Annotated in this window: 13 protein-coding genes; 5 read left to right on the top strand and 8 right to left on the bottom strand. The window is 62.7% G+C overall.

The window, feature by feature from the left end; all coding sequences use genetic code 11:
* Positions 1 to 73: 73 nt before the first annotated feature.
* Positions 74 to 553 carry a DUF3237 domain-containing protein gene (locus tag ACO055_RS18345; protein WP_422060279.1) on the bottom strand — a complete coding sequence of 160 codons (480 nt, stop codon included), beginning with the start codon at positions 551 to 553 and terminating at the stop codon, positions 74 to 76.
* 753 nt (positions 554 to 1,306) lie between these two features.
* Here ACO055_RS18345 and ACO055_RS18350 point away from each other — a divergent pair.
* The gene (locus ACO055_RS18350) at positions 1,307 to 3,961 is read left to right on the top strand and encodes a TonB-dependent receptor (RefSeq protein ID WP_422060280.1); all 2,655 of its coding nucleotides are present in this window, start codon (positions 1,307 to 1,309) and stop codon (positions 3,959 to 3,961) included.
* Between the two features lie 140 nt (positions 3,962 to 4,101).
* Here the strand turns inward: ACO055_RS18350 and ACO055_RS18355 are convergent, their stop codons facing one another.
* Positions 4,102 to 7,083, bottom strand: a complete 2,982-nt coding sequence (locus tag ACO055_RS18355) for a TonB-dependent receptor (RefSeq protein WP_422060281.1) — start codon at positions 7,081 to 7,083, stop codon at positions 4,102 to 4,104.
* A gap of 437 nt (positions 7,084 to 7,520) precedes the next feature.
* On the opposite strand from ACO055_RS18355, the gene folE reads away from it, so the two are divergent.
* Complete coding sequence (folE, locus tag ACO055_RS18360; protein WP_422060282.1) at positions 7,521 to 8,117, top strand: GTP cyclohydrolase I FolE; 597 nt, start codon at positions 7,521 to 7,523, stop codon at positions 8,115 to 8,117.
* Between the two features lie 37 nt (positions 8,118 to 8,154).
* Here the strand turns inward: folE and ACO055_RS18365 are convergent, their stop codons facing one another.
* The 6 genes from ACO055_RS18365 to ACO055_RS18390 all read right to left on the bottom strand — a co-directional run bounded on the left by ACO055_RS18365 (position 8,155) and on the right by ACO055_RS18390 (position 13,752).
* Positions 8,155 to 8,811 carry a Fe2+-dependent dioxygenase gene (locus tag ACO055_RS18365; RefSeq protein ID WP_422060283.1) on the bottom strand — a complete coding sequence of 219 codons (657 nt, stop codon included), beginning with the start codon at positions 8,809 to 8,811 and terminating at the stop codon, positions 8,155 to 8,157.
* Between the two features lie 8 nt (positions 8,812 to 8,819).
* Positions 8,820 to 9,848 (bottom strand): hypothetical protein, encoded by a 1,029-nt coding sequence (locus ACO055_RS18370; protein ID WP_422060284.1) that lies wholly within the window; start codon positions 9,846 to 9,848, stop codon positions 8,820 to 8,822.
* A 1,110-nt stretch (positions 9,849 to 10,958) separates the two neighbouring features.
* Positions 10,959 to 11,591 (bottom strand): 50S ribosomal protein L9, encoded by a 633-nt coding sequence (gene rplI / locus ACO055_RS18375; RefSeq protein WP_422060285.1) that lies wholly within the window; start codon positions 11,589 to 11,591, stop codon positions 10,959 to 10,961.
* Positions 11,592 to 11,604: 13 nt separating this feature from the next.
* Entirely contained in the window at positions 11,605 to 11,829 is a 225-nt protein-coding gene (gene rpsR, locus ACO055_RS18380; RefSeq protein WP_037517582.1) for a 30S ribosomal protein S18, read from the bottom strand.
* A gap of 11 nt (positions 11,830 to 11,840) precedes the next feature.
* Positions 11,841 to 12,209, bottom strand: coding sequence for a 30S ribosomal protein S6 (rpsF, locus tag ACO055_RS18385; RefSeq protein WP_422060286.1), 369 nt, complete (start codon positions 12,207 to 12,209; stop codon positions 11,841 to 11,843).
* 157 nt (positions 12,210 to 12,366) lie between these two features.
* Positions 12,367 to 13,752: a Mur ligase family protein gene (locus tag ACO055_RS18390; RefSeq protein WP_422060287.1), complete on the bottom strand. Its 1,386-nt coding sequence runs from the start codon at positions 13,750 to 13,752 to the stop codon at positions 12,367 to 12,369.
* A gap of 55 nt (positions 13,753 to 13,807) precedes the next feature.
* Here ACO055_RS18390 and ACO055_RS18395 point away from each other — a divergent pair, with 55 nt between their 5' ends.
* Genes ACO055_RS18395 through fabG form a run of 3 tightly spaced genes read left to right on the top strand, consistent with a single transcriptional unit; the run spans position 13,808 to position 16,383 of the window.
* Positions 13,808 to 14,635: an LD-carboxypeptidase gene (locus tag ACO055_RS18395; protein WP_422060288.1), complete on the top strand. Its 828-nt coding sequence runs from the start codon at positions 13,808 to 13,810 to the stop codon at positions 14,633 to 14,635.
* Positions 14,636 to 14,680: 45 nt separating this feature from the next.
* Positions 14,681 to 15,619: an ACP S-malonyltransferase gene (gene fabD, locus ACO055_RS18400; RefSeq protein WP_422060289.1), complete on the top strand. Its 939-nt coding sequence runs from the start codon at positions 14,681 to 14,683 to the stop codon at positions 15,617 to 15,619.
* A gap of 23 nt (positions 15,620 to 15,642) precedes the next feature.
* Positions 15,643 to 16,383, top strand: a complete 741-nt coding sequence (fabG, locus tag ACO055_RS18405) for a 3-oxoacyl-[acyl-carrier-protein] reductase (RefSeq protein ID WP_422060290.1) — start codon at positions 15,643 to 15,645, stop codon at positions 16,381 to 16,383.
* Positions 16,384 to 16,408: the final 25 nt, after the last annotated feature.

A 16,408-nucleotide genomic window follows, 5' to 3' on the forward strand; every position in this document is an offset into this window, starting at 1 on the left:
AATTTGCGCCCAGCCGGAACCTGCGCGCGCAGGCGGACGCGGTCCCCGTACGCCGATGGCGTGGTGACCGCGGCTACAGAAGCTCATACACCTCATATTTGACCCCGCCCTCGACCAGTTCCCCCCGGGCGATCGATACGATGCGGTTCAGCCAGCAATAGGCAGGCGAGCCGGTTTCAAAGACGGGGTTGGTTCTGAAATAGTAACGTGACGGGTCGACGAGGTGGCGGCGCTTCGGGTCTCTCATTTCGCCGAGTACCTCTTGAGGAAACACGATCCTGCCACCGTAGCTCATATGGATCAGGGCCCCATCGTCCGTTTGCAGAACGAGCCGCGCATCGACGACGCGAATGTCGTTGCGGGTCAACATCCAGTCGCCGGTTCCGGGATTCACGGTGCCTTTCAGGCGATCGCCCTCAAACCATCCTTGCTGCACGGCATTGAGTGTCCTGCGGCCAAGTGGGCCGTCCCCGGCATCGAGACCCGCGGCCAATTCGGCGCGCAATGTGAAGAGGTGGGCCAATTCGATAGGAGCCTGTCCTTTGGTGGTCATGGATTGTCTCCGGTACATGCGAAGCATTGCGGCAACGGGCTATCGTCAGCCCTAGTGGCGTTCGGCGTTGGCGGCTCGTCGACGATTGTCACACTTGGCTTGCGTCGCATCCGTCCGGTTATTCTCTTCTCGCTTACTCCATGAAAATCCTGTTCATATCAAGATGAACCATACAAGTTTGAGAATAGATTTTCCAATTTAACAAATTTAATTGTTTTTTATGATGTTTATACGTTTCCGATATATCGCTCGATATTGGACGGGAATTGCGGTGACCGGTGCAACAACTCCTGATTAGAGCGCAAAAAAACCGCTTTCCTACAAAGCCGCGCTGATTTAGCCTCCTTGCCATGCCATGTTCCGTCGCCTTTTTCCTTCGCGCTTTCCTGCAAGATGCGGCGATACTCCAGGCGCATGGGCGGGCACCCGTCGTTCGCATCGCCTGCTTTTGCGACCTCGCGCCAAAGACGGTTACGGCAGCGCCATGGGGCTGAACTTTCCTGAACTTTGCGATCGCGAATGGCGAAATTGCGTTCGCCATTGGCGGCGGGTCGACGAACGCGGCCGCATCGTTGACACGATACCGTAACGTAAACTGTTGCAATTTGGCCACTAATCGATGGAAAATAAGGGGGCTCGCGTGCGCGCGCGTTGACGCGGGGCGGCGGGTGACTACAGCGACCAATCACCGCGGGCATCTCCCACTCAGGCCTTTTGGGGCTGCGCCTGGCGGTTTGGAGAGAGAGAAACATCATGACTTTGCGCAACATCTTGTTGGGCGCCACAATGCTGTGCGCCGCAACCACCCCCGCTTTTGCTTTTGCCCAGGACGCTGCTCCCGCCGACGATACGGCGACGACGACCGACGTCGCTGGCGAGACCACCGACTATGGCAACGAGATCATCGTGACCGCGTCGAAGCGCTCGCAGACGCTGCAGGACACGCCGATCGCGGTTTCGGTGACCTCGGCCGCCGACCTGCAGAATGCGCAGATCCGCGACCTCATCGACCTTCAGTCGGCGGTGCCCAGCCTTCGCGTGTCGCAGCTCCAGTCGAGCGCGAACACCAACTTCATCATCCGCGGCTTCGGCAACGGCGCGAACAACGCCGGCATCGAGCCGTCGGTCGGCGTGTTCATCGACGGCGTATATCGCTCGCGTTCGGCCGCCCAGATCGGCGACCTTCCCAACGTCGAGCGCATCGAAGTGCTGCGCGGCCCGCAATCGACGCTGTTCGGCAAGAACGCATCGGCGGGCGTCATCAGCATCGTCACGCAAAAGCCTCAGTATGAGTTCGGCGGTTCGGTCGAGGCGAGCTATGGCAATTATAACGCCATCGTGCTCAAGGGCGACATCACCGGCCCGATCAGCGACAAGATCGCTTTCTCGATCGGCGGCAATTTCAACCGCCGCGACGGTTATGCGCAGGACCTGAAGCTGAACACCGACGTCAACGACCGCAATCGTTGGGGCGTGCGCGGGCAGCTGCTGTTCGAACCGACCGACGCGCTGTCGATCCGCCTGATTGGCGACTATGACAAGATCGACGAAAATTGCTGCATCGCCGGCAATGTCATCGCCGGCCCGACCGTCGCGATCACCAATGCGCTTGCCGGTGGTCCCAGCGTTGATGCCAACAATCCCTTCTCGTACAACGTCTACAACAATTTCCTGTCGACGAACGAGATCGAGAATTATGGCGGTTCGGCTCAGATCGACTATGAAATGGGCAATCTCGGCCTGACCTCGATCACCGCCTACCGCCAGGTGCGGGCGCTGACCAACCAGGATTCGGACTTCACCGGCGCCGACCTGATCGGCGAGAATAGCGCCGATCTGGGCATCGATACCTTCACGCAGGAATTGCGCCTGACGTCGGATTTCGACGGCCCGATCAACTTCCTCGTCGGCGGCTATTATTTCAACGAGAAGATCGACCAGAAGAACGACATCCGTTTCGGCACCCAGTTCCGCCCCTATGGCGACCAGCTGATCCGCGCCGCGAGCGGCAACGCGCTCAACGTTGCGCTGCTCGAGCAGACGTTCGGCGCGCTCGAGGGCAATCCGGCAAAATACACGGGCAGCTTCTTCCGCGCGCGCGACGGCCTCGACGAAGCCTATCGCCTGAAGGATGAAGCCTTCTCGATCTTCGGCACCGTCGATTTCGAAGTCACCGACCGCCTGACCTTCACGGTCGGCGCGAACTATACGAAGGACAAGAAGCGTTTTTCGACCAATGTGATCAGCAGCGATGTCTTCTCGGGCATCAATCTCAACGCGCCTGCCTATGCCCCGTTCCGCAACCAGCTGCTCTTCCAGGGTGGTCTGGCGTCGCAGATCGGCACGACGCTCGGCCTTGGCCGTTCGGCGACCGCTGCTGAAATCGGTGCTTTTGCGGGCGCCAATCCTGCGGCGTTCGGCGCGATCTCGTCGGCGGTGCAGACCTTTGCGACCGCCAACCAGAACAACCCGGCGGCGAACCCGCTCAACGGGCTGAAGGCGTTCCAGTTCCTGCCGCCGTTCCTCAACGTCCCGAATGCGGTCGAGCCCGGCAAGACCAACGACGGCGACCTGTCGTACAGCGTTCGCGCTTCGTACGAGCTGACCGACACGGTCAACATCTATGCGACCTATGCGACCGGCTTCAAGGCGAGCTCGGTCAACCTGTCGCGCGACAGCCGCCCGCTGGCGTCGGATCTTCCCGCGATCATTTCGGGCGGTCTTGCGACTCCAAACCTGGGCACCGGCTCGCGCTTTGCCGATCCCGAAGAATCGACCGTCTATGAATTCGGTTTGAAGGGGCAGTGGGATGTCGCGGCCGTGAACATCGCGGTGTTCAAACAGTCGATCAAGGGCTTCCAGTCGAACATCTTCACCGGCACCGGCTTCGCGCTCGCCAACGCAGGCAAGCAGTCGACCTTCGGTGTCGAGTTCGACGGCTCGGTGCGTCCGGTCGACGGGCTCAACCTGACGCTCGCGGTGACCTATCTCGATCCGAAATATGACAGCTTCGTCAACTCGGCGTTCGGTGACATCTCGGGCAGCAAGCCCGCGGGCATCCCCGACCTGTCGGCGTCGATGGGCGCGACCTACACCCACGAATTCGCGGGCGGGACAAAGGCGATCGCGCATGTCGATTATGCGTATGAAAGCCCGGTTCGCGTCGTCGAGGGTCTGACGGGCATTCCGCAGAACATCTCGGATTCGCTGAAGCGCGAAGTGAACTCGCTCAACGCGTCGTTCACGGTTGCGCTGACCAACGGCTTTGAACTGGGCGTCTGGGGCCGTAACATCACCAACGCGCAATATCTGACGACGGTGTTCCCGGCGGTCGCCCAGTCGGGCAGCGTCTCGGGCTATCCCAGCCAGCCGCGCACCTATGGCGTGACCGGCCGCTTCAAATTCTGATGTGATCCGGGACGGCTTGTCCGTCCCGGACGCATGGGGCCGGGCGGTTCGCTGCTCCGGACCCGGTCAGCAGGCAAAAAAGAGCCCGGCCATTCGATCGAATGGCCGGGCCTTTTTGTCGGCGTTGCCGCCGCGGGTGTTTAGAACTTGACGCCGGCCGCGATGCCATAGCGGCGCGGTTCGAGCGTGAAGACGTTGGTGTAGTTACCCGACGACTGGTCGGTGATGTACAGGCCGGTGACGCTCGCGGAATCGAAGATGTTCTGGATGAACCCCTTCACATACCATTTGTCGTCGGCACCGTTCAGCTGCAGCTGGGCATTGACCTGGGCATAACCCTTGATCCGGTTCACATTGCCGTTGAAGATGCTGCCATAGCTCTCACCCGTGTAGGCAAGGTCGAAGCGCGGGATGAGCGTCATGCCGCCATCGCCGAGCCGTGCCGTGTACTGGACGCCGGTGCTGAACTTGTAGTTCGGCGCCTGCGGCAGCTGATTGCCCTTGATGTTGACGGGGATACCGGCCGAGAAATACTCGATCCCGCCGAACGTGGTGGGGTTGAGGCCGGCCGCCGAGAAGGCGCCCGACGCAGCCGCCTGCATCACCGAGCAGATGCTGAAGGCGCCCGTCGATGCAATACCGCCATCGGTCGGGAAGGCGGTCGTCGGCCGCAGGCCGGCGCCCGCTGCCACACCTGGTACGAAGCCGCCGTTGATGACGCTCTGGACGCCGTTCACGAAGGCATTGACCCCAGCCGCATTGCCCGACGTCGAGGCGACGGCGCAGTTTGCGGCGTTGGTGATGTCCTTGATGATCACCGCATCGCTGCGGCCGCCGCCGAAGTCACGCGGGTTGCTCGTGAACTTGTCTTCGCTGACCTTGGTGTGCAGATAGCTGAAGCCCAGGTTGATCACCCAGTCCGGATCGGGGCGAACGACGCCTTCGACTTCGAACCCGTAGATGTTGGCGCTGACGTTATCGTTGACCGCGGTACGCGCCACGATCTTGCTGAGCTGCAGATCCTTGTACTTGTAGTAGAAGCCCGTGACGTTCAGCTGGAGCGCGCCGTTGCCGAAGGTGTTCTTCGAACCGATTTCAAAGGCGTCGACCTGTTCCGGCTTGAACGATTCCGGCACCGCGAAAATCGGCTGCAGCGGCGGGTTGATACCGCCCGATTTATAGCCGCGCGAATAGGAGGCGTAGAGCAGGTTGTCGTCGGTGACCTTGAAGTCGAGCACCGCGCGTCCCGTCAGCTTGTTGAACTTCACGCTGCGCGCCTGGATGATCTGGTTTCCGGCCGTGCCGGGATCGGCGTCGAACGACCCGACGAACGGCGACGCGAAGATGTCGCCGGTCAGGCTGTGGGGGACCAGGAAGCTCGCCAGCGTTGACCGCGCCGTAACGCTCTTCTTGTCGTTGTTGTACCGCAGGCCGGCCGTCAGCTTCAGGCGATCGCTGAATTCGAAATAGGCTTCGCCGAAGATGCCGTACGATTTGATGCTGAGGTCGTCGGTGTTGTTGCGGAAGAACGGAGTCCCGAGGAACGACGGCGGCAGCGGGCCGCCGGCGGCCGGCGGGTTGGTTGCCGCGGTAAAGGCTCCGAGAACGCCCGTCAGATAGTCGATCGGGAAGGCGTTCACATAATAGCTGTTCTCGGTCAGGTGGTAATCGGCATAGATTCCGCCGAGCAGGAAGTTGAACGGTCCGTCGAAGTCGCTGGTCAGGATCGTTTCAGCCGACCAGCTGCTGTTATACTGGTTCGACCTATCGAACTGCAGCGACTGGGCGCTACAGATCGCATTCCCGCCATAGACGCCCTGGCCCGTTTCCTCGGGCAGCGAGGTACAAAGCTGGCCGGTCGGGCCGTTGGGGATGATCGCTGCCGCGACCGGCGCGAAATAAGGCGTGAACGCCGCGCCGAGCGCGCCGCCCGCTGCTGCCTGCAACGTAGCAAGGCCGCCCGCGTAAAGCGCGCGATTGCCGACGTTGCTGTTATAATCCTGCGACGCGTCGAGCTTGACCTTTTGGTACTGGCCCGAAACCTGCAGCGCGATCGGTCCGAAATTATGCTCGATCTGGCCCTGGAGCGTGAGTTCGCTGGTGAAATAGCTCGGCGTATAGGCGGTGTTGACGACCCGCGCATCGTCCGGGATCGTCGTATTGGCATAGACGTCGGGGCCATAAAGGCTGCCGAGCGCGAACGCCTGCGGAATGCCGCGGATCGCCAGGAATTCGCGCGAGGTCAGCGCCGCAGTGAAGGTTGCGTTGCCGTTGAAGGGCGCATTGTCGAGGCGGTTGTTCAAGCAACCGAGGATGCCGGTGGGGTCACGCTGGCAAAGCTGCTTCTGGATGCGGGTGCGTTGGTCCCGTTCGTGGAAATAGGACGCAAGCAGATCGACGGTCGTATCGGGCGACGGTTCCCAGCGGAATGATCCGCGAACCGAATACAGATCACGGTCGTCGATGCGGGTGTTGAGGAAGGCGTTCTTCGTATAGCCATCGCGGTTGAGGTAGATGCCCGCAACACGCAGCCCCATGGTGTCGCCAAGGGGGATGTTGACCATCGCCTTGCCCTTGATCGAATTATAATTGCCATATTCGCCTTCGGCTGCGGCTTCGAAAACACCGAGCTTCGGTTTGGCGGTGATCACGTTGACCACGCCCGACGTCGCGTTGCGGCCGAACAATGTGCCTTGCGGCCCGCGCAGGACTTCGATGCGTTCTAGGTCGAAGAATTCGGTTTCGAACAGACGGGTCGAGAACAACGGATCGCCGTTCAGGTGGATCGCGGTCGCGCTGTCGCAGGTCGTGCCGACGCAAAGGTCGCCGATGCCGCGAATGGTGAAGCTTGCGCCCGTAAAGTTGGTTTTTGTGAACGTGACGTTCGGCAGCGTCAGCTGCAGATCCGACGGCGTCTTGATCTGTTGTGCTTCCAGAGCTTCCGACGAGAAGGCGCTGACAGCGATCGGCACGTCCTGAAGACGTTCCGCCTGACGCTGCGCCGTGACGACGATTTCACCACCGAAAGCATCGCGTTCCGTTTCGGCCGCATCCTGAGCATAGGCCGGCGTTGCCACCGCCATCGCCAAGATCGACGATCCGATCAGTCCCTTGAACTTCATTTACATCCTCCCTTTTTCGAACCCGCTTTTACGGGGCCGCCCAAACTTGAATTTGTGCTTAAAGGGGAGGGGAAGTAACCAGACGTGGCAAGGGGCGCCGCACCGCAGTGGGCAGGCGCCTGAAAACATCCCTCTTGCCAGCTGCGCTGGTCATCGTCCTCTCCCACTGGCGTTGGGGAAAACGCCAGCATCTCCGGATTACGGCTCGCTCAAGCGAACTCTGTAAGAAGTCGAAGGTGCGCCGAGTTGACGAAAGCGTCAAGTCACTTGTTATCGGGAGAAAAGCACGGATTTTGGCGCGAGTCCCAAAATGGAAAAAGCCCAGATTCCGCAACGTAAACTTGGTGGAGGTACGGAAATTCTTTGCCCGCCGGGGTTGCGCGCGCCACATTTCGCGTCGAGATGTGCGACATGATAGCAACAGTGAAAGCAGCGCGATGACGAAGGTGGAACTGGGTCCCGATGGCAAGCCGGTCGTCCCGGCCGAGGTGCTCGGCGCGGTCCGGACGCTGATCGAATGGGCCGGTGACGACCCGGAGCGGGAAGGGCTGCTCGACACGCCGAAGCGCGTCGCGCGCGCCTGGCTCGAATATTGCCAGGGCTATGCCGAGGATCCGGCGATCCACCTGTCACGCACCTTTGAAGAGGTCGGCGGCTATAACGAGCTGGTGCTGCTCAAGGATATTCCGTTCCAATCGCACTGCGAGCATCATATGGCGCCGATCACGGGCAAGGCGTCGATCGCCTATATGCCCAAGGACCGTGTCGTCGGCATTTCCAAGCTGGCGCGCGTTCTCAACGGCTATGCGCGCCGCCTTCAGGTGCAGGAGCGGCTGACGGCCGAGGTCGCGCGATGCATCTGGGACAATCTCCAACCGCATGGCGTTGCCGTGGTGATCGACGCCCAGCACGGATGCATGACGGGCCGCGGCGTCCGTACGCCCGGGGTTGGCATGGTGACGAGCCGCTTGCTTGGCTGCTTCCTTGACGACGAACGCAGCCGCAAGGAAGTGCTCGCGCTGATGGGTTATTAAAAGCCGTCGCCTTCGCTTTCGCAGCAGGCGACGGTGATCAGCGCCGCCACATCCGCAGCAGCTGATACTGGACGGCCTGCAACCGCGTGAAATTGTCGGGCGCCATCGTGTTGCCTTCCAGCGCGGCGACCTCGTTGAGTTCATACATCAGGTTCCGATGCTGCACGTCGGGAATCAGGCTCTGGATGAACGTGATGGCGACGAGCCGCTCGCCGCGCGTCACCGGTTCGACCTCGTGCAGCGTGTGCGACGGATAGACGATCGCGACGCCGGGGGCTTCCTTGAAGCGCAGGTCGGCTCCGCCGAGCTTCACGTGCAGCGCGCCGCCGTCATAGTCGGCGGGATCATTGATGAAGACGGTGCAGCTGACGTCGGTGCGCAGCTGCCCGTCGGGAAGCGGGATATAGGCGGCGTCGGGGTGCAGCCCATAATGCATGCCCGGCGTGTAGCGGGTGAGCAACGGCGGCGCGATGCGCGCGGGGAAGGAAAATTCCATGAAGTCGGGGTTCTGCACCATCGCGTCGAGCAGGATCTTCGACGACCGCTCATAGGCGCTCGCATCGTGCAGTTGCAGGTTGTTCTTGATCTTGGAGTGCGGGTTGCTGATCCGCCCGTCGACGAACTTGCCGCTGGTCGCGATCTCGCGCAGCATATGCACCTGGGACTCGTCGAGAAGCTGGACTAGCTTGAACATTCGTCTTCCTATCGGATCGGCAGGTCGGCGAGATGTGTATAGCGCTTGGCGAGCGCTTCAACCCACCCAATGGCTTCGGCGATCGCGGCGCCATGATCAGCGGCCGCCTGTGACTGGAGCTGGCGGCGCAGATCGGGGCTATAGCCATGCTCCGGCGCCTTCGAATATTGGCGCATGATCGGACCCGCGATCGCGGCATCGATCTGCGCGCGATCGACTGCCATGCCGAAATGCCCGCATTGCGCCGCAAGTGCGTTCGCGGGATCGGCCAGCATCGCTTCAAAATCGACCCAGAGATTGCGCGGCTCGACTGCCGGAAGCGCACGCTGGGCGGTTGCCATTTCGCAGAGCCAGCTCATCGCAACACGCGTGACCGGCGGCAATTGCCAGAGCGCATGCGGAAGTTCGGGAAGCAGCACGGCGAGCCGCGCCATGCGGGCGGGCGCCTGCGCCAGTGTTTCGGCCATCGACGCTTCGCCGGCGAGGATCGTCTCGATATAGCGGGGCAGCGACACATAGAGAAAGAGCGCGCGGCCGTCGGGGCCGGTCAGATCGTCGGCGATGGCAGTGATGACGCTCGATGCCTTCACGACGGCTCGCTGTCCGGGGCGGAAGCCGCGGCCGAGCCAGCCAAGGACTTGCGCCAGTCGCTGGCGATAGAGATCGGGCGACCATAGCGATTCCGGCCGGTCGATCCGCTCGGCGACCTGCGCGAGCGTGCGCAGCAGCATCGGCTCGCGTAGTGGCAGCGCGTCGCTCGTTTCTGCAAGCAGCCGCGAGGCCAGCGTCGAACCGACATGGCCGATATGGAAGATGAAATCGGCACGCGGTGCGTCGCTCGGGTCCGGAAGAGCGCTCCACGCCATCCACTCGCGCCCGACGCGATCGGTCAGCAGTCGCTGGTCAAGAAAGCTCGCCGCGCGATAATCATCTTCGGTCAGCAGTGCGACCAGAACGCGGTCGCTCGCCAGGTCCGCCATATGGGGCAGCAGGCTGGCATCGGCCGCAAAGCGGCGCTGAAAGGGATCGTCGGCCATCGGCGCAGCCATAGGTAAGGCGAGGGGGATTGGCCAGACGGGATGAAGCATGGCGGTGGTAGGGTCTGTGGGGCGCCGCCGTGCCCTTGCTCCAAAGTTCAGTAAAGTTCAGCCCTATGGCGTACCCCCGATCAGGCTTTGCCGCGAGCCAGAAGCACGAGGCGTGGCCCCCCCCGAAAACCGGGCGGCAACCGTTTTTATCGACCGAGGGAAAGAGCCGGAATCAACGCTGGCATACTCGGATATTGTAGGAAAGGCCTTTTTCCGAGGGCGACGTCGGCTTTGGGGTGGGAAGCGGACGGTCACGCCTTCGTCACCCGCACCCTTCGACAGGCTCGGGACAGGCTTGATCCGGCATCCATGATTGCACGGTCGTCATGGACCCCGGATCAAGTCCGGGGTGACGATCGATTGGGCGTCCATTGGGGTGGTGAGTGGACGGTCACCCGGCCCAGCGTGTTCCCCCGCGCAGGCGGGGGTCCAGGGCGTTCGAGGGCTGACGTTGCGTGAGCACGCTGTGGACCCCGGCCTTCGCCGGGGAACACGTCACAATCGTCTGCAATGGGTCGTTTGCCCTCCGTCATGCTGAACTTGTTTCAGCATCCATGGCCGGACCTCTCCTTTCGCGCCGTGTCGAAGGAAACGGCAGCCCATGGATCCTGAAACAAGTTCAGGATGACGAGGAATGAGGGGGTCCTCCCTGTGGCGCAGCCATGGGGAGGGGGACCGTCCGCGAAGCGGATGGTGGAGGGGCCTTGCGACGGCGGTGTCATGGCCCCTCCGTCAGCGCTGCGCGCTGCCACCTCCCCATCGCTGTGCGACAGGGAGGATCAACGGCAACAATTGGTCGTTAGCCGCCATTGCATCGAGATCGGGAGCGAATCACGGCTTTGGGGTGGGAAGCGGACGCTCGCGCCTTCGTCACCCCGGACTTGATCCGGGGTCCATAGCTGCCGTGGCGCTCATGGATCCCGGATCAAGTCCGGGATGACGAGGAAGGAGAATGTCCGCAATTGGTCGAAACCAGACGCCAGAGCTTACCCCGACACGAAAAGGGCCGCGTTCCCGGATGGAAACGCGGCCCTTTCGAAAGGCTTTGGCCAGAGAAGCTTAGGCTTCTTCGGCTTCGTCCGAGGCGGCTTCGACCTCTGCGACGGCCACTTCCGACGGGGGAGTGGCGTCTTCGAATTCGTCTTCGCTGTCGGGTTCGAGCGCCGAGGCGACTGCTTCAGCCTGTTCTTCTTCGAACATGGCGGCAATCACGTCGATGCCCTGCTTCTGCATTTCGGCTTCGTCAGGCGAACGTGCGACATTGACGCCGACGGTCACGGCGACTTCGGGGTGCAGCTTCACCTTGACCTCGAAAAGGCCGAGCGACTTGATCGGGCGTTCGAGCTCGACCATCGCCTTGGCGATGTGCGTCGCGCCTTCTTCGACCAGTGCGTCGACGATGTCGCGCACCGAAACCGAACCGTACAGCTGGCCGGTGTTCGACGCCTGGCGGATCAGGACGACCTGCTTGCCGTCAATGTCCTTGGCGCGGCCTTCTGCGTCGGTGCGACGCTCGGCGTTGTCGGCCTCGATCTTGCCGCGGTTCGCTTCGAACAGCTTGCGGTTGGTGTCGTTCGCGCGCAGCGCCTTGTTGTTGGGCAACAGGAAGTTGCGGGCAAAGCCGTTCTTGACGGTGACGACATCGCCGATGCCGCCCAGTTTCTCGATACGTTCGAGCAGGATGATTTCCATCGGTCCGCCCTCCTTACTTCACAATGTAGGGAAGCAGGCCAATGTGGCGCGAGCGCTTGATCGCTTTCGCCAGCTCGCGCTGCTTCTTGGTGGACACCGCGGTGATCCGCGACGGGACGATCTTGCCACGCTCCGACAGGTAACCCTGCAGCAGACGGACGTCCTTGTAATCGATGACCGGTGCGTCCTTCTGGCTGAAGGGGCAGGTCTTGCGGCGGCGGAAAAAGGGTCGTGCCATGATCTCTGTCCTTATTCTTCGCCGTCGCGGTCACGACCGCCACGGCCGCCACGACGTTCCTGCTTGCGCATCATCACCGACGGACCCTTTTCGAGTTCGTCGACCTTGATGGTGAGCCAGCGGATGATATCTTCGTTGATCGCGGCCTGGCGCTCGATTTCTGCGATGGCTTCGCCCGACACTTCGGCCGAGAGCATCACATAATGGCCCTTGCGGTTCTTCGCGATCTTGTAGGCAAGCTGCTTAAGGCCCCAGGTTTCGGTCTTGTGAACCTGACCCTTGAACTCGCCGATGATGTTGGTGACGGTTTCCGCCAGCGCGTCGACCTGAGCCTGGCTCAGATCCTGACGCGCAATAAAGACATGCTCGTAGAACGGCATGGTGCGCTTCCTTCGATTTGACCGATCGCTGATTTCACGCCAATCGCGAAACCCCTCCGGCTGTCGTCTCGCTTTGCGAATCGATGCAAAGCAAACGGGGCGATGGCTCAAAGCCTCGCCCCGAATGGACGCGCCTATACAGATTCGCGCGAAAGAATCAAGCGGGGGCCAGCTTTCCGAGCAACTCGCGCCCGAATTCGGTGAGCGTGTCGTCGCGCGCGCCGAGGATCAGGATGCGGTCGCCAATTTTCGCGTCGTCGAGCATCGCCGCACCGCACGCGGCGCGGGTGGTCAGATGGACCGCATCGCCGCCGCCATCGACGATTGCCGCAACCAGCGCTTCGCTGCCGACAGTGCGATCGACGGTGCCGCCGAAATAGACCGGATCGCAGACATAGAGCTTGTCGCCATCGCGCATCCCGCGCGCGAAGCTTGCGGCGAGTTCCTTGCCCATCTGGCGCAGCGGCCCATAGCCGTGCGGTTGAAAGAAAAGAAGCGCGCGGCCTGGCAGCTCGGCCACGGCGGCGAGCGTCGCGGCGACCTTGTCGGGATTGTGCGCGAAGTCGTCGATGACGGTCACGCCATTCACCTGCCCCAGAACTTCATAGCGACGGGCGAGCCCGGCGAAATCTGCAAGCGCCGCTGCTGAATCCTTGACCGAAATGCCCACAGCCCGCGCGGCCGTGATCGCCGCCAGCGCGTTGGACGCGTTGTGGCGGCCCGGCATGCGTAGCCGCACGTCATGGCGCGCGGAGGAGAAATCGACGGTAAAGCGGCAACCGTCGGGCAGCGCCTCGAAATCGCTGCCGCGCATGCCCGCGGTGCCGGCGAAACCGAAGCTTGCGATATTCCTTCCCTTGAGCAGCGGGGCGGACTCGGGATCGTCGGCGTTGACGACCGCGACGCGTGCCCGGTCGGCGAAATCGCCGAACAGCTGGTGCAGCTCTTCGAGGCTTTTGTGGTCGAGGCTGATATTGGTGATGACCGCGACAAACGGATTGTAAAACGCGATCGAGCCATCGCTCTCGTCAACCTCGCTGACATAGGTTGCGGCCTCGCCGACGAGGGCGCTGGCAAAGGGCATCTCGTCGCTTGCGAAATTGCGCATCACTGCGCCGTTCATCACCGTCGGCTTGCGGCCGGCGCGTTCCAGAATCCAGCCGATCATTCCGGTGACGGTCGATTTGCCGCTCGTCCCGCCGACGCCGATCGCCTGATCGGCGTCGTTGAACAGCGCGGCGTTGAGATCGGCGCGCGTCATGCGCGGCAGGCCCAGCTGGTTGGCAGCGGCGATGTCGGGGACACTATCCTCGACCGCCGCCGAGGCGACGAGTGTCTGGCCGGCGGCCACCCCGCTGCCGTCCTGCGGAAAGAGCCGGATGTCGCGGCTTTCGATCCAGTCGAATTTGCCCGGACTCCGTCCCTGGTCATGGCTGCGATCCGAGCCCGACACAGCGGCACCGCGCCCCGCGACGATCATTGCGAGCGGCAACATGCCCGACCCGCCGATGCCGCAGAAGAAATAGGATTTGTTTTCGGCCATCGCGGGGCGATATGGGCTTGGGCCAGGTTTGGCAAGGCGAGGCAGGGGACAGAATTTGCGCATCGGCATCGTTGCTCCATCGACCCCGATCCTGCCCGACGATGCCGAAGCCGTGCGCGCGCTCGCCAGCCTTGGCTACCCCGACGTCGAACTTGTTTTCGATCCGCAATGCTTCGCGATCCACGGGCATTTCGCGGGCGAGGACGGGCATCGTTTCGCGGCGCTCGTCGAAATGGCGAACCGGGCCGACATCGATGCGGTCTGGTTTGCGCGCGGCGGCTATGGCGCCTGCCGGATTGCCGAGGATGCAGTGGCGGCGATGACCGATGTCGCGCGGCGCAAGGCGTTCCTCGGCTATTCCGATCAGGGAAATGTGCTCGGCGCGCTGTATCGCGAAGGGTTCGACCATGTCGCGCATGGCCCGATGGTTGCCGACATCCGCCGCGCGGGAGGCGAGGCGGCGGTGCTGCGCGCGCTCGACTGGCTCGTCGCGCGCGATCCGGCGGCATGCGAGGGGGGATTGCAGCACGGCGCACGCCATGCGGCGTTCAACCTGATGACGCTGTCGATGCTGCTTGGTACGCCGCTCGAGCCCGATCTGACCGGGCACGTCCTGCTCGTCGAGGAGGTCAGCGAATATCTCTATGCTTTCGACCGCGCCTTCTTCCACGTCGCGACCTATCTGAGCCCGCGGGGCCTTGCCGGCATTCGGCTCGGCCGGGTCAGCGATATTCCCGACAACGACCGCCCGTTCGGTATGGAGGCCGAAGACATCGCGCAAAGCTGGTGCGCGCGCGCGGGCATTCCGTGGCTCGGCCGCGCCGACATCGGGCATGATGCAGACAACAAGGTCGTGCCCTTCGGCTTGCATCGCGCCGGGTGAAGGAATAGGCGCGGGCGCATTCAAGAACATGCGAAGGGACGCATCATGCGCGCATTTATTTTTCCGGGTCAGGGCAGCCAGGCCGTCGGCATGGGCAAGGCGCTCGCCGACGCATCGCCCGTGGCGCGAGAGGTGTTTCAGGAGGTCGACGACGCGCTGGGGCAGAAGCTGTTTCAGCTGATGAGCGAAGGTCCCGAGGACCAGCTCACGCTCACCGAAAACGCCCAGCCCGCGATCATGGCGAACGCGATCGCGACGCTGCGCGTGCTCGAAAAGGAAGGCGGCGTGGCGCTGTCGGCCAAGGCCGATTATGTCGCGGGGCACAGCCTGGGCGAATATAGCGCGCTCTGCGCTGCGGGCGCGTTCGACCTTGCGACGACTGCGCGGCTTTTGAAGACGCGCGGACAGGCGATGCAGGCGGCGGTGCCCGTTGGCATCGGTGCGATGGCGGCGCTGCTCGGTGCCGATATCGACACCGCGCAGAAGCTCGCCGATGCGGCGGCCGAGGGTGAAATCTGCACCGTCGCCAACGACAACGACCCGTCGCAGGTCGTGATCTCGGGCCACAGGGGCGCGGTCGAACGTGCAGTGGCGCTGGTCAAGGATTATGGCATCAAGCGCGGCGTGTTGCTGCCGGTGTCGGCACCCTTCCACTGCCCGCTGATGCAACCTGCCGCGGACGCGATGGCGGACGCGCTTGGCGCGAACCCGCCCGCGGCTCCGCTGGTGCCGGTGGTCGCAAACGTCACCGCGAGCCCGGTGAGCGACGCCGACACGATCCGCGATCTGTTGATCCAACAAGTCACCGGCCGCGTTCGCTGGCGCGAGAGCGTCGGGGCGATGGAGGGTATCGGCGTCAGCCAGTTCGTCGAATTCGGCGGCAAGGTCCTGTCACCGATGGTGAAGCGCAGCGCGTCGGGCGAGGTCGAGACGGTCAGCGTGATCTCGATGGACGACATCGAAGCGTTGCTCAAGACGCTCTAATTTCTAAATTTCAGGAGAGTAATATGTTCGATCTCACCGGCATGACGGCCCTTGTTACTGGCGCTTCGGGCGGTATCGGCTCGGCGATCGCGCAGGCACTCGCAGCGCAAGGCGCGCGGCTGGCGGTATCGGGGTCCAATGCGGACAAGCTAAACGCGTTCCGCGACACGCTGGGCGGCGACCATGTCGCGCTGCCGTGCAATCTCGGCGACGCGGCGGCGGTCGATGCGCTTGTTCCGTCGGCGGTCGAGGCGCTGGGACATCTCGATATCCTCGTCAACAACGCTGGCGTCACCCGCGACAATCTTATCATGCGCATGAAGGACGAGGAGTGGATGGACGTCATCCGCATCAACCTCGAGGCCAATTTTCGCCTCGCACGCGCCGCCGCAAAGCCGATGATGAAGGCGCGTTTCGGCCGCATCATCTCGATCACCAGCGTCGTCGGCGCGACCGGCAATCCTGGGCAAGCCAATTATGCCGCGTCGAAGGCGGGCGTCACCGGCATGACCAAGGCTCTGGCACAGGAACTGGCAAGCCGCGGCGTCACCGCGAACTGCGTCGCGCCGGGCTTTATCGCTACGGCCATGACCGACGATCTGCCCGACGCCCAGAAGGAAGCGCTCAACCAGCGCATCCCGGCAGGCCGGATGGGCGAAGGCAGCGATATCGCTGCTGCCGTCGTCTATCTGGCATCGCGCGAGGCAGGCTATGTCACCGGTCAGACATTGCATGTTAACGGTGGGATGGCCATGCTCTCGTAGGGGTCGAGTTTTCGAGGGTGAAAGG

The sequence above is a fragment of the Sphingopyxis sp. genome (assembly GCF_965227415.1).
In the GTDB taxonomy this organism is placed as follows: domain Bacteria; phylum Pseudomonadota; class Alphaproteobacteria; order Sphingomonadales; family Sphingomonadaceae; genus Sphingopyxis.